Origin of the sequence: Actinomadura montaniterrae (assembly GCF_008923365.1) — a bacterium.
Taxonomy (GTDB): domain Bacteria; phylum Actinomycetota; class Actinomycetes; order Streptosporangiales; family Streptosporangiaceae; genus Spirillospora; species Spirillospora montaniterrae.
In genome coordinates, this window is the sequence record NZ_WBMR01000246.1 from 1 (window position 1) to 13,119 (window position 13,119).

The window sequence follows — 13,119 nt, forward strand, 5'->3', positions numbered from 1 at the left end:
CGGCCGCCGCGATCACCTCGCCCGGCGGGCGGCCCGCGGCCCCCGGCACGGCCAGCCGGCCGTCGTTGACCGCCGCGAGCAGGTCGGGGGCGTCCGCCGCGAACAGCGCCCGCAGCCGGTCCCGCGCGGCCTCCGCGCGCTCGCCGTCCGCCAGGTGGACGAGGGCGTGCCCGGCGCGCAGCCCGGCGCGAAGGTAGGCGGACAGCACGGCGTACCGTTCCGCGCCGTTGTCGTAGGCGAGGAAGAAGTGGTCGCCGAAGCGCATCTCGCCGACCGCCGCGGGGTGCCCGACCGCCATGCGCGAACCGTCCCTCCGCTCAGCCGGTCCGTTCCTCGACCGACACTCCCGACCGCGCCAGCAGCCCCGACTCGCGCAGCCGGCCGGCGAGCTCGGGGGCGGCGCCGCGCAGCAGCAGCCCGCGGCCCAGGCCGAGGCCCGGATTGTCCGCGTCGGCCAGCAGCCGCAGCCCGGCGTCGTCGCAGCCGGTCAGGCCGTGCAGGTCCAGGCAGAGCAGCCCCGCCGTGGACGCGACCGACGCCAGCACCTTCTCCGCGGCCGGAGCGGTCCCGGCGTCCAGCACCCCGGCCAGCGCCGCGCCCGGCGGCGTGAACGTCGGCGCGATGCGCAGCGCGCCGTCGTCGTAGTGGTCGTTCGCCCGGACCCGGCCCATGTGGCCGGCCTCCAGCTCCGCCAGCCGCGCCTCGTCGAACCAGCGGCGGTCGAACTGGCAGATCGCCATCGCCTTCAGGTCGGTGGTCATGAACACCTGGTCGAGCATCCGCTCGAAGTCGCCGTGCCGCTCGGTCCCGGGCCAGCGGCGCAGCGAGAACCGCGCCTCCCCGGCGATCCGGACCCCCGAGTAGCCCTGCACGAGCGCCAGGTCGATCTCCGTGGCCATCAGCGCCAGGCTCTCGTCCGGGTCGAACCGGCCGCTGGCCAGGAACGTCTCCTCGGCGGTGCGGACGACGAAGTGCCCGGCGTCCATCGCGGCGGCGAAGTCGAAGCCGGTGTCGTCCTCCCGCGGCGGGCGGACGGTGTCGGGCCCGCCGTCGCCGCCGCCGAGCCAGGCGGCGACGTCGCGTGCGGGCACCGCGTCCGAGATGTAGATCACCTTGTGGTTCGCGCGCACCCCGTCGCGGACGTAGGCGGCCATCACGGACCGCCGTTCGGCGTCGCTGTCGAAGAAAAGGCACAGGTGGTCGCCGAGCTCCATCGAGCCGACGGACTTGCTGTGACCGGTCTCTGCCGGCATCGCGGCCTCCGGTTGGCGTAAGGCCCGCCTCGCGCGGCGGGACTGGCGGCGTCCCCTCGCTCTCCAGTGGACACCACTCAGGGCGTCCGCGTCCCGACAATCGGTGATGTCGCCGATGGCCGGGTGCGGACGGGAACGCCCTCCCGGCGGCCGGACCGGCCGCTACCAGAGGGCCCGGACGAGCCCTTCCTGCAGCATCGTCAGCCAGTCGTAGGCGGCGAACATCGGCGTCCGCGGGTCGCGCGGGTCGAGCTGCTCGGCCTCCTCGTACCACTCCTCGCTGATGTCCAGCCGGGTGCCGAGCGCCAGCCGCACGTCGTTCAGGGCGCGCAGCCAGATCTGCGCCTGCTCCTGGTCGAGGACGATGTCGGAGCCCGGGTCCTTCAGCGCGTCCAGCACCGTGCGGGCCGCCTCGCGCTTGCCGTCGCGCAGCCCCATCTCGGTGTAGCGGCGGAACTCCCCCGCCGCCTCGCCGTCCTCCCGGTAGGCGTCGGGGAACAGCCGCGCCAGCACCGGGTCGTCCGGCTTGACGGCGTTCTCGGCGATGCCGACGGAGGCCAGCTCGCCGTCCTCGCCCGGGACGTCCCCGAGGAGCGTGACCAGCTGCTCCATCAGCGCCCGCACCAGCGCCGCCTCCTCCGGCTCCAGCCGGACGACGACGCCCTTGCGGGTCTTCTTCACGTTGCTCATCGGATCGCTCCGCCCAGAAAGGCTTCGGTGGCTCCCGAGGGGGGACGGCGGCCCCGCACCCCCGGAACGCCGTTCGGGATCGGTTCAGTCGTCCCGCTTGACGGTGGCCCACAGCCCGTAGGAGTGCAGGATCTCCACGTCCCGCTCCATCTCCTCGCGGGTGCCCTTGGCCACGACGGCGCGGCCCTTGTGGTGGACGTCCAGCATCAGCTTCTCGGCCTTGCTCTTGGGATAGCCGAAGACGGTCTGGAACACGTACGTGACGTACGACATCAGGTTGATCGGGTCGTTCCAGACGATCGCCAGCCAAGGCCGGTCGGCGCGCACGTCCTCCTCGGCGTCGGGCCGCTCCAGCTCGACGGGTGCGGGCGCCGTGCTCATGAGCTCGCTCCGCCCGGCGTGCTCGAAGGCCCCGCCTCGCTCGCCCTGCTCGTGACGCTCATCGGCCGCGTCTCCCCCTTCCCCCGCGTTGTCGGTCCGCCCACGGCACCCGATGCTATGCGCCCGCGCGCCGTCCGGGGCGATCTTCACCGCGCCCGGTGTGATCTCCGCCGGGTGCGGCGGCCCGCACCTCCATGGTGCCCGCACCTGGCCTTAGGGTTCCACCTGTGGACGTTGACGACGGAACCGCCCTGCTCACCGACCAGTACGAGCTGACGATGCTGCAGGCCGCGCTGCGCAGCGGCACGGCCGGGCGGCGCGCGGTCTTCGAGGTGTTCGCGCGCAGCCTGCCCGCGGGCCGCCGGTACGGCGTCGTCGCGGGGACCGGGCGGCTGCTGGACGCGATCGAGGCGTTCCGGTTCGACACCGCGGAGCTGGAGTTCCTCACCGCCAACGGGATCGTCGACGACCCCACGGCGCAGTGGCTGGAGAAGTACCGCTTCTCCGGGAACGTCTGGGGTTACGCCGAAGGCGACTGCTACTTCCCGGAATCGCCGATCCTGGTGGTCGAGGGGACGTTCGCGGAGGCGGTCCTGCTGGAGACCGTCGTGCTGTCGATCCTCAACCACGACTGCGCGATCGCGTCCGCCGCGTCCCGGATGGTGCAGGCCGCGCAGGACCGGCCGATCATCGAGATGGGGTCGCGCCGCACCCACGAGCGCGCCGCCGTCGCCGCCGCCCGCGCCGCCTACATCGCCGGGTTCACCACCACGTCGAACCTGGAGGCGGGCCGCCTCTACGGCGTCCCCACCGCCGGGACGAGCGCGCACTCGTTCACGCTCCTGCACGACAGCGAGCGGCACGCGTTCGAGGCGCAGCTGGCGTCGCTCGGCGACGGGACGACGCTGCTGGTCGACACCTACGACGTCGAGCGGGCCGTCCGGACGGCCGTGGAGCTCGCCGGGCCGTCCCTCGGCGCCGTCCGCATCGACAGCGGCGACCTCGGCGTGGTGGCCCGCCGCGTCCGCGAGCAGCTCGACTCGCTCGGCGCGCACGACACCCGCATCGTGGTGACCGGCGACCTCGACGAGTACGGCATCGCCGCGCTCGCCGCCGCGCCCGTCGACGGGTACGGGGTGGGGACGTCGCTGGTGACGGGGTCCGGCGCGCCGACCGCCTCGCTCGTCTACAAGCTCGTCGCCCGCGCGGACGCCCCGGACGAGGCCGCGGCCATGCGCCCGGTCGCGAAGCGGTCCACCGGCAAGCCCAGCCGCGGCGGCCGCAAGTCCGCCGTGCGGCGCATCGACGCGCACGGCACCGCCTACGCCGAGACGGTGTCGGTCGGGGAGCCGGCGCCGGGACGGCGCGACCGCGTCCTGCACGTCCCGCTGGTCCGCGACGGGGAGATCGTCGGGCGGGAGTCGCTGCGGGACGCCCGGGACCGGCACGTCCGGTCCGTCGCGGAGCTGCCCCCGACGGCGCTCCAGCTGTCCAAGGGCGAGCCCGCCGTGCCGACCGAGTTCGTCGAGGGCGGCCCGCGCGCCTGACGGCGCCCGCGGAAGGGCACGGGCGCCGCTGGGGTAGCGTCGACGGCGGGGAGACACCGGTAGAGGAGCGGTCATGGGCAAGAAGGCTCTGATCATCGTGGACGTGCAGAACGACTTCTGCGAGGGCGGGTCGCTCGCCGTCGCGGGCGGCGCGGGCGTGGCCACGGCCATCTCCGGCCACGTCGCCGAGCGCGGCGGCGGCTACGCGCACATCGTCGCGACCCGCGACTTCCACCTCGACCCCGGCGACCACTTCTCCGACCGGCCCGACTTCGTCGACAGCTGGCCGCCGCACTGCGTGATCGGCACCCCCGGCGCCGACTTCCACCCGAACCTGGCGCTCGCCCCCATCGAGGCCGTGTTCAGCAAGGGCCGCGAGACCGCCGCCTACAGCGGCTTCGAGGGCGTCTCCGACGACGACGTCCCGCTCGCGGACTGGCTCGCGTCCCGCGGCGTCGACGCCGTCGACGTCGTCGGCATCGCCACCGACCACTGCGTCCGCGCCACCGCCGTCGACGCGGCCCGCGCCGGCCTGCGCACCACCGTCCTGCTCGCCCTGACGGCGGGCGTCGGCACGGCCACCGTCGACCGCGCCCTGGACGAGCTCGGCCGCGAGGGCGTCACCCTCTCCGGCGACCCGGTCGTGAGCGGCTGAACGTGAGCAATCCCCCCGATATCGAGGTCGTCCTGATCGCCGGCGTGTCCGGCAGCGGCAAGAGCACCGTCGGCGGCCTGCTCGCCGAGCGCCTCGGCTGGGACTACGCGGAGGCCGACGCGTTCCACTCCCCCGCGAACGTCGCCAAGATGCGGGCCGGGCATCCGCTGACCGACGCCGACCGCGCCCCCTGGCTGCGCGCGATCGCCGCGTGGATCGACGGCCGGCTCGCCTCCGGGCGGCCCGGCGTCGTCAGCTGCTCGGCGCTGAAGCGCGCCTACCGCGACCAGCTGACGGGCGGCCGCCCCGCTGTCCGCACCGTCATGCTCGACGGCGACCGCGACGTCATCGCCGAGCGGATGCGCCGGCGGCACGGCCACTTCTTCGGCGCCGGCCTGCTGGACAGCCAGTTCGCCGACCTGGAGCGCCCCGCCCCGGACGAGCACGTCCTGACCGTCCCCATCACCGACTCCCCCGAGGAGACGGTGGCCCGCATCATGAAGTCCCTGGACCTGACGCCCGGGCACTGACCGCCCGGGCACTGACCGCCCGGCGGGCCGGTCAGGCGCGCTTGGCGGCCCATTCGCGGATCTTGCCGATCCGCTTGCGGATCTCCTCCGCGCTGGCCTGCGGGACGGGCGGCCCGCCGCACGCCGTGCGGAGCTGGCTGTGGATCACGCCCTGCGGCTGGCCGGTGCGGTGGTTCCACGCGTTGACCAGGCCGTTCAGCTCCTTGCGCAGGGCGTGCAGGTCCTCGGCGGCGGTGCGGTCGGCGCGCGGATCGCCGGTCTTGCGCCGCCGCTCGCTCGCGATCTGGTCGGCCTGCCGCTTGCGCAGCAGCTGCGTCACCTGCTCGGGCTCCAGCAGCCCCGGGATGCCGAGGAACTCCTCCTCCTCGGCGGAGCCCGGCTGGGCCTGCATCCCGAACTCGCCGCCGTCGTACAGCACGCGGTCGAACGTCGCGGACGCCTCGACGGTCTCGAACGGCAGCTCCTCGCCGACGTCCGGGGTGTCCTGCCTGCGGTTGGCCTCGGCGAGCAGGTCGTCGTCGAGGCCGTCCTCGCGGACCGGACGGTCGAGGACGTGGTCGCGCTCCTCCTCCAGCTCGGCGGCGTGCCCCATCAGCGTCGGCACCGACGGCAGGAACACCGACGCGGTCTCGCCGCGCTTGCGGGCGCGGACGAAACGGCCGATCGCCTGCGCGAAGAACAGCGGCGTGCTGGTGGACGTGGCGTACACGCCGACGCACAGCCGCGGGATGTCGACGCCCTCCGACACCATCCGGACCGCGACCATCCACCGGTCGTCGGTCTCGCTGAACGCCTTGATCTTCTTCGACGCGGTCGGGTCGTCCGACAGCACGATCGTGGCGCCCTGCCCGGTGACGGCGCGGAGCATCTTGGCGTAGGCGCGGGCCGTCTCGTGGTCGGTGGCGATGACGAGGCCGCCCGCGTCCGGGATGACGCGGCGCAGCTCGGTGAGGCGGCGGTCGGCGGCGGCGATGACCTGCTTGATCCAGTCGCCCTTGGGGTCGAGCGCGGCCCGCCATGCCTGCGCGGTCTGGTCCTGGGTGAGCGGCTCGCCGAGCGTCGCGGTGATCTCGTCGCCGGCGCGGGTGCGCCAGCGCATCTCGCCCGCGTACGCCAGGAAGATCACCGGCCGGACGACCCCGTCGGCGAGCGCCGGGCCGTAGCCGTAGGTGTAGTCGGCCTGGCTGCGCTTGATCCCGTCCGGGCCCTCCTCGTAGCGGACGAACGGGATCGGGTTGATGTCGGTGCGGAACGGGGTGCCCGACAGCGCGAGCCGCCGCGTCGCGGGCTCGAACGCCTCCCGGACCGCGTCGCCCCAGGACAGGCCGTCGCCCGCGTGGTGCACCTCGTCGAAGATCACCAGGGACTTGCGCGACTCGGTGCGGTTGCGGTGCAGCGCCGGGCGGGCCGCGACGGTCGCGTAGGTGACGGCGACGCCGTGGAAGTCCTTGCCGACCGGGCCGTCGCCGTTCTGGTACTCGGGGTTGATCTTGATGCCGACGCGGGCGGCGGACTCGGCCCACTGCCGCTTGAGGTGCTCGGTCGGGCAGACGATCGTGATCGCCGCGATGATCCGCCGCTCCAGCAGCTCCCGGGCGAGGCGCAGCGCGAACGTGGTCTTACCGGCGCCGGGCGTCGCGACGGTGAGGAAGTCGCGCGGGCCCGGCTGCTGCCCGTCCGTCCCGCTGTGCTCACCCGGGGAGCGACCCCCGGAACCCCCGAAGTAAAGCTCCAGCGCCTGCTGCTGCCAGGCGCGCAGGGACTGCGCGGTCCCCCAGGCGGCCCGCTCGGGGAACGCGGGGGGCATGCTCGATGCGGCGAAGGTGCTCACGGTCATAGCAGGCTACCGAGCCCCACCGACAGATCGCGCCGCCCCCGCCCCTCCTGTGCCGCGATCCACACCGCCGCCCGCCCGCGCGCCGCGCCGCTAACGCCCATGCCCCGGCGCCCGGTACGCGGCCCACACGGCCCGGATCCGGCGGCCCTGACCTGGGGTGAAGCTCCGCATGCACGAGTCGAACCCGTAGTTCATGAAGTTGTGGACGGGGTCGTCGCCGCGCTGCGGGCAGGTGTCCTTGTAGTGAGGGCATCCTTGCGCGGGCGTCGCCTCGTACGGGGTGTCGGACACCCCGTCGCCCGGAGGCGTGCACCCGCCCTGGAACGTGTGCAGCAGCCCCAGCCAGTGCCCGATCTCGTGGACGGCCGTGTAACCGCGGTTGAAGCGCCGGTACGAGCCGCGCGGAAGGCTGCGGTAGTCGACGACGACGCCGTCCATCCGCGGGCTCTTGCGGTACCACTGCGGGAAGGTCGAGAACCCGAGGACGTCGCTGCCCACGGAGGCCGAGTAGAGATTGAGGGTGCCGCGCCCGCCGCGGCGCAGCCTGGGCTTGAAGCGGCTCTGGTACTTGCGCGGGTGGTAGAACCAGGACGCCCTGTTCGTCACGTCGTAGCCGGCGAGCCGGAACCTCACGCCGGTGTCGGCGCCGCCCGTCCGCCCGCTGTACGCCGCGTTCAGCGTGGCGATCTGGCCCTGGACGGCCGCACCGGACAGCCGTCCCGTGCGTCCGGCGGCGAGGGCGTGGAAGCGGACCGGGATCACGAGCGTCCGCCGCCGCGCCGTGTCGAAGCGCCGCTCGTCCGCCGTCCCGTACCGCTCGCGGAGCGTCCTGCTCAGGTCGCCGAACATCGCGGCGGCCTGGCCGCGGGTCAGCTCGCCGTCCCGGTCGCGCGGGTGCGCCACCCGGGCCGCCGCGCCGCCCTGCTCGCATCCGTCCCTGCCTGCCGCGACCGCCTGGCCTGCCGCGAGGGCCCTTCCTGGCGCGACCGCCTGGCCTGCCGCGAGGGCCTTGCCCGCCCGGACGGTCTTGGCCCGCGCGCGCGGGCCGTCACTCATCGAACTCGATGCCACACACACCGTGACCGTCAGTGCGCACAGCGAAACCCCGGCGAACCGCCGCATCTGTCCCCCGTATGTCCCCGTTTGGAAAGCTGAACTGGAAAAGCGGGCGCGGAAAGGCGAAGGCCCCGCGGTGACGCGTCCGCCCTGCCGGCGGACCCCGACCGCGGGACCGTCACGGGCGCGCGCGGACCCCCCGGTCCGGCGCCCTCATCCGGCTCTCAGCCGGCCGTCACTCGTCGCCCTTGTCCCCGCCCGGCTGCATGGACTCGTAGATCTCCTTGCACTCCGGGCAGACCGGGTACTTCTTCGGGTCCCGGTTCGGCACCCAGACCTTGCCGCACAGCGCGATCACCGGCGTGCCGGTCACCGCGCTCTCGGTGATCTTGGCCTTCTTCACGTAGTGGGCGAACCGCTCGTGGTCGCCGTCACCGTGCGAGAGGTCCGGCCGGACGTCCTGCTGGGTGTCGCTCTCGGGAAGGATCTTCGTACTCACGTCCATCACCTTAGTTCAGCGTCGGGTCCTCGGGGAAAGTGGAGACGAACGCCAGGTCACCGCCCTGGCGGCGGAGCACCTCCTGCCACAGCCGGTCCGGGTCCCCGGCGAACACGTCGCCCGCCTCCGCCGGCACCAGGTACCACGCGCCGTCCTCGATCTCGCCGCGCAGCTGCCCGGCCGACCAGCCGGCGTACCCGGCGAACACGCGCAGCTGCAGCACCTCCGGCGCGAGGAGCCCGGGCGGGGCCTCCAGGTCGACCAGGCCGACGCGGGCGACCTCGGAGCCGCCCTCCAGCGCCCGCCAGCCGAGCGGCTCGTCCTCGCCGGGCAGGCGGGCCAGGGCGAGCGCGTTGTCCAGCGCGACCGGGCCGCCCTGGAACACCACCGACGGCCCCGTCACCAGCTCGGCCCACGGCGGCAGCACCCGGTCGACCGGAATCTCGGTCGGCCGGTTCAGGACAACCCCCAGGGTGCCCCCGTCGACATCGTGCTCGACCACCAGGACGACGCTGCGCCTGAAGTTGGGATCCTCCAGCTGAGGCGTCGCGACCAGCAGAAGCCCCACCCTGATGCCGTCTTCCATGGGTTCCATCATGCGTTGCGCGGACCTCCCACGGCACGTCCCCCCGCTCGTTAGCCTGTTAGGCATTCCTAGCGATGGGGATATCGGCACCACAACCGCCTAGGTTAAGAATGATCCCGGATCACCCGGCGCCCGCTCAGCCCCCCACGGGCCAGGAGGACAGCGATGCAGTTGCCCAGGGTCATCATCGCCGCCGTGTTTCTCGTCATCGGCGCACTGATCGCCGTACCGGCCCTGATGAAGTCATCGGGCTCGGGCGCGCGCGCGTCCTCCACCACGTCGACGTCGGCGAGTCCCAGCCCGAGCGGCACCGGGACGTCGCCCACCCCGACGAAGACGTCGCACAAGCCGTCGAAGACCCCGACGAGCACGGCGGCGCCGCAGCCCGTCTCCGCCACCATCGGGTCGGTGTCGTGCCCGTCGCGGTCCGTCCGCGTCACCGTCCGCAACACCGGGACGCAGCGCGAGGACTTCACCGTCCTGAAGAACGACGACTCCGCCACGGTCCCCGCGACGGTCGCGCCGCATGACAGCAAGACCGTCACGGTCGAGCTGAAGGAGGACCGGCGGACGCTCGTCCAGGTCGACTGGGCCAACAAGCAGATCGAGACCCGCTCGCTCACGGCGAACTGCAAGCACGCGGCGGCCGCGCCGCACAAGACCGCGCCGAGCAAGCTGCCGCACACCGGCCCGGACACCGTCCTGTGGGCCCGGGCCGCGACCGGCGTCGGCGTGATGCTCACCGGCGTGGTCATCTTCTGGTACGGCGGGATCTGGCCCCGCCGCCGCGACCAGGTCTTCGCGAAGAAGACCACCGACTAGCCGCGGCCGGGCGGGCGCGTCAGGCCTCGGTGCGGGGGCGGCCGCCGGCCGCCTCGCGGACGGCGCCCGCGACGCGCGACGCCACGTCCGGGTGGAACACGCTCGGCACGATGTAGTTCGGGCCCAGCTCGCCCGGCGTGACGACCTCGGCCAGCGCCTGCGCCGCCGCCGCCAGCATCGCCTGGGTGACCCCGTCGGCCTGCGCGTCCAGCAGCCCCCGGAACACGCCCGGGAACGCCAGCACGTTGTTGATCTGGTTCGGGTAGTCGCTGCGGCCCGTCGCGACGACGGCGGCGTGCTCGCGCGCCTCGTCCGGCGACACCTCCGGCTCCGGGTTCGCCAGCGCGAACACGATCGCGCCGTCGTTCATCGTCGCGATGTCGTCGCCGTTCAGGATGCCGGGCGCGGACACGCCGATGAACACGTCCGCGTCCTTCACCGCGCCGCGCAGGTCGCCGGAGTAGCCGGCGGTGTTGGTGTGGTCGGCGATCCAGCGCAGCGAGTCGTCCAGGTCGTCGCGGCCCTTGTGCACCGCGCCCCGGTAGTCGCAGACGATCAGGTCGCGCGCGCCGGCGTGCATCAGCAGCTTCAGGATCGCGGTGCCCGCGGCGCCCGCGCCCGCCATCGTGATGCGCACGTTCCCGATGTCCTTGCCGACGACCCGCAGCGCGTTGGTCAGCGCGGCCAGCACGCAGATCGCGGTGCCGTGCTGGTCGTCGTGGAACACCGGGATGTCCAGCAGCTCGCGCAGCCGCCGCTCCACCTCGAAGCAGCGCGGCGCGGAGATGTCCTCCAGGTTGATGCCGCCGAACGCGGGCGCGAGGATCTGCACCGTCCGGACGATCTCGTCGGTGTCCTGGGTGTCCAGGCAGATCGGCCACGCGTCGATCCCGGCGAACCGCTTGAACAGCGCCGCCTTGCCCTCCATCACCGGCAGCGCCGCCTCCGGCCCGATGTTGCCGAGGCCGAGCACCGCCGAGCCGTCGGTGACGACCGCGACGCTGTTGCGCTTGATCGTCAGCCGGCGGACGTCCTCGGGGTTGCGGGCGATCGCGAGCGACACCCGGGCGACGCCCGGCGTGTACGCCATCGACAGCTCGTCGCGGTTGCGCAGCGGCACCTTCGACTGCATCTCGATCTTGCCGCCGAGGTGCATCAGGAAGGTCCGGTCGCTGACCTTGTGGATCTTGATGGAGTCGATCTTCTCCAGCGCGCTGGCGATCGCCTCGGCGTGCTGGGTGTCGCGGGTGGCGATCGTCACGTCGATGCGCAGCGTCTCGTGCCCCGCCGTGTTGACGTCGAGGGCCGTGACGATGCCGCCGGCGTTCTCGACCACGTGCGTGATCTGGCTGACCGCCTTGCCGCCGGCCGGGACCTCCAGCCGGACGGTGATGGAGTACGAAACGCTGGGCACGCTCGCCACGACAACCTGCTCCCTCTTGCTACCGGGTACGTCCTCGTCCCGGCCGCCACGTCCCATGGGGGCACGGGACGCCCGGGGGCCGTCGCCCTCTCCGCCTGCGGCTCACAGCGCCCGCGCCGCGGCCGCGATCAGGTCGACGGCGGCGGAAGCGGGCAGCCTCGTGGTGTCGATCACGAGATGGTAGAGCCGCGGATCGGCGGGGTCGGCCCCGTAAAAGTGCTTCACGTAGGCCGTGCGGGCGCGGTCGTTGTCATCGAGCATACGCTCAACATCGCGGTCCGGCGTCCCGGTCGCCCCACCCGGACCCCGCGTCCCGCCCGCGGCGCGGCCCCGGCGCCCGGCCGGCGCCGCCGTCCCGGCCTTCGCCAGCTCGTACGCGGCGACGGCCAGCCGCCGCTCCCGCGGACCGTCCAGCCGGACGTGCAGCACGCCCGGCAGCCCGGCCAGCACGACGGCGGCGGCGCGGCCGAGCAGCACGCCCCCGCCCTGCTCCGCCGCCTGGTGGATGACGCGCTCGGTGTGCTCGACGAACTCCTCGGGCCGGATGATCGCCTGCTCGGGGAGGTAGACGTCCATGGCGCCGAGCGCGACGTTCGGCAGCCGCGCCGCGCCCGCGAGGATGCGGCCGATGCCGCTCTCGGCGCGCCCGTCGTGCGCGAGCGCCTCCTCCAGCGTGCAGCCGATCTCGCCGGCGACCTGCACGGGTATGGCCCGGTCGAGGAACGGCAGCGCGAGACGTTCGGCGACCGCGGGGCCGACCACGTCGCCCCGCGCGCCGAACGCGGCGGAGATGGTCACGACACGAGCGCTCACACCGCACTACATGCCCGATTCAGCGCGCCCCAACGGCCCCGACCCGTCGCAATCGCCGTCAGGCAGGGCGATCCGACGCCCAGCCGTCACGCGAGCGCGCTGCGCCGGGCCGTCAGAACAGCGCCGACTGGAGGGAGCGGCGGGCCTTGGCGACGCGGGGGTCGTCCGGGGGCAGCAGCTCGAACAGCGACAGCAGGTGCGTGCGGGCCGCGTCGCGGTCGTCGCCCGCGCTGCCGCGCACCGCGGTGAGCAGCCGCCCGAACGCGTCCTCGATCCGGCCGGACACCATCTCGACGTCCGCGGCGTGGATCTGGGCCTGCACGTCGCCGGGCTTCTCCGCCGCCTCCTGGACGGTGCGCTCGGGGTCCAGCCGCTCCACGCGCAGGCTCAGCTCGACGAGCGCGAGGCCCTGCTTGGCCTGGCCGTCCCTCGGGTTCCCGGCGAGGATCCGCTCGAAGGCGGCCTTCGCGCCGTCGAGGTCGCCGCGCTGCAGCGCGTCCTCGGCCTCGGAGTACACCGACCCGGCCGGGGCCGCGGCCTCGCCGGCGGCGGCCTCCTCGCCCGGCGGGGGCTCCGGCAGGATGCCCTCCTGGCGCAGCGCCTCGAAGAGCTGGTCGATCGCCTGCCGGACCTGCGGCTCGGGGGCGGCGCCGTTCAGGAACGGCAGCAGCTGCCCGGCGACGACCGCCGCGACGAACGGGATGCCGCGCACGCCCATCTGCTGCATGTACGCGCCGAGCTGCGGGTTGGCGTCGATGTCGACCTTGGCGAGGATCCACTTGCCGGCCGCCTCGGTGGCGAGCTTCTCCAGGATCGGGCCGAGCTGCTTGCACGGGCCGCACCAGTCGGCCCAGAAGTCGACGAGGACCGGGACGGTCTGCGACCGCTCCACGACCTCGGTGTTGAAGGTCTGGTCGGTGACGTCCACGACGTACGGCCCGCCGGCGGGCGCGCCGCCGGCCGGGCCGCCCGCGGGCGCGGCACCGGCCTGCGCCCGGCGCTCCTGCTGCTTCCTGGCGGCCGCCTG

Annotated in this window: 16 protein-coding genes; 4 read left to right on the forward strand and 12 right to left on the reverse strand. The window is 73.8% G+C overall.

The features are described from left to right. The 4 genes from F9B16_RS43260 to clpS form a co-directional block, all read right to left on the reverse strand. On the reverse strand, positions 1-298 hold a 298-nt coding region (locus tag F9B16_RS43260), incomplete at its 3' end, for an MEDS domain-containing protein (RefSeq protein ID WP_192809274.1). Positions 299-317: 19 nt separating this feature from the next. Further along, positions 318-1,253: an MEDS domain-containing protein gene (locus tag F9B16_RS43265; RefSeq protein ID WP_151546076.1), complete on the reverse strand. Its 936-nt coding sequence runs from the start codon at positions 1,251-1,253 to the stop codon at positions 318-320. Positions 1,254-1,415: 162 nt separating this feature from the next. After that, positions 1,416-1,943 (reverse strand): DUF2017 domain-containing protein, encoded by a 528-nt coding sequence (locus F9B16_RS43270; protein WP_151546077.1) that lies wholly within the window; start codon positions 1,941-1,943, stop codon positions 1,416-1,418. 84 nt (positions 1,944-2,027) lie between these two features. Continuing rightward, complete coding sequence (gene clpS, locus F9B16_RS43275) at positions 2,028-2,324, reverse strand: ATP-dependent Clp protease adapter ClpS (protein ID WP_151546078.1); 297 nt, start codon at positions 2,322-2,324, stop codon at positions 2,028-2,030. Between the two features lie 227 nt (positions 2,325-2,551). On the opposite strand from clpS, the gene F9B16_RS43280 reads away from it, so the two are divergent. The 3 genes from F9B16_RS43280 to F9B16_RS43290 all read left to right on the forward strand — a co-directional run bounded on the left by F9B16_RS43280 (position 2,552) and on the right by F9B16_RS43290 (position 5,056). Then, positions 2,552-3,871 carry a nicotinate phosphoribosyltransferase gene (locus tag F9B16_RS43280; protein WP_404800573.1) on the forward strand — a complete coding sequence of 440 codons (1,320 nt, stop codon included), beginning with the start codon at positions 2,552-2,554 and terminating at the stop codon, positions 3,869-3,871. 73 nt (positions 3,872-3,944) lie between these two features. Next, on the forward strand, positions 3,945-4,526 hold the full coding sequence (locus F9B16_RS43285) for an isochorismatase family protein (RefSeq protein WP_151546080.1): 582 nt from the start codon (positions 3,945-3,947) through the stop codon (positions 4,524-4,526). A 2-nt stretch (positions 4,527-4,528) separates the two neighbouring features. Beyond that, positions 4,529-5,056 carry a gluconokinase gene (locus F9B16_RS43290; RefSeq protein WP_225992463.1) on the forward strand — a complete coding sequence of 176 codons (528 nt, stop codon included), beginning with the start codon at positions 4,529-4,531 and terminating at the stop codon, positions 5,054-5,056. Between the two features lie 31 nt (positions 5,057-5,087). Here the strand turns inward: F9B16_RS43290 and F9B16_RS43295 are convergent, their stop codons facing one another. The 5 genes from F9B16_RS43295 to F9B16_RS43315 all read right to left on the reverse strand — a co-directional run bounded on the left by F9B16_RS43295 (position 5,088) and on the right by F9B16_RS43315 (position 9,435). Next, entirely contained in the window at positions 5,088-6,863 is a 1,776-nt protein-coding gene (locus F9B16_RS43295) for a DEAD/DEAH box helicase (RefSeq protein ID WP_404800575.1), read from the reverse strand. Positions 6,864-6,983: 120 nt separating this feature from the next. Next, positions 6,984-7,949, reverse strand: coding sequence for a zinc metalloprotease (locus F9B16_RS43300; protein WP_225992464.1), 966 nt, complete (start codon positions 7,947-7,949; stop codon positions 6,984-6,986). Positions 7,950-8,184: 235 nt separating this feature from the next. Continuing rightward, positions 8,185-8,454 carry a DUF3039 domain-containing protein gene (locus F9B16_RS43305; protein WP_151546083.1) on the reverse strand — a complete coding sequence of 90 codons (270 nt, stop codon included), beginning with the start codon at positions 8,452-8,454 and terminating at the stop codon, positions 8,185-8,187. Positions 8,455-8,458: 4 nt separating this feature from the next. Next, positions 8,459-9,034: a YqgE/AlgH family protein gene (locus F9B16_RS43310; RefSeq protein ID WP_151546084.1), complete on the reverse strand. Its 576-nt coding sequence runs from the start codon at positions 9,032-9,034 to the stop codon at positions 8,459-8,461. A 104-nt stretch (positions 9,035-9,138) separates the two neighbouring features. After that, positions 9,139-9,435 (reverse strand): hypothetical protein, encoded by a 297-nt coding sequence (locus F9B16_RS43315; RefSeq protein ID WP_151546085.1) that lies wholly within the window; start codon positions 9,433-9,435, stop codon positions 9,139-9,141. Between the two features lie 7 nt (positions 9,436-9,442). Between F9B16_RS43315 and F9B16_RS43320 the strand changes: the two genes are divergently transcribed. After that, entirely contained in the window at positions 9,443-9,856 is a 414-nt protein-coding gene (locus F9B16_RS43320) for a hypothetical protein (protein ID WP_151546086.1), read from the forward strand. Between the two features lie 19 nt (positions 9,857-9,875). Here the strand turns inward: F9B16_RS43320 and F9B16_RS43325 are convergent, their stop codons facing one another. The 3 genes from F9B16_RS43325 to F9B16_RS43335 form a co-directional block, all read right to left on the reverse strand. Beyond that, a complete protein-coding gene (locus F9B16_RS43325; RefSeq protein WP_151546087.1) occupies positions 9,876-11,279 on the reverse strand; it encodes an NAD-dependent malic enzyme in 1,404 nt (467 codons plus the stop codon). 102 nt (positions 11,280-11,381) lie between these two features. Next, the gene (locus F9B16_RS43330) at positions 11,382-12,092 is read right to left on the reverse strand and encodes a cytidylate kinase-like family protein (RefSeq protein WP_151546088.1); all 711 of its coding nucleotides are present in this window, start codon (positions 12,090-12,092) and stop codon (positions 11,382-11,384) included. 112 nt (positions 12,093-12,204) lie between these two features. Then, the coding region (locus F9B16_RS43335) for a tetratricopeptide repeat protein (protein WP_151546089.1) at positions 12,205-13,119 on the reverse strand (915 nt) is incomplete at its 5' end.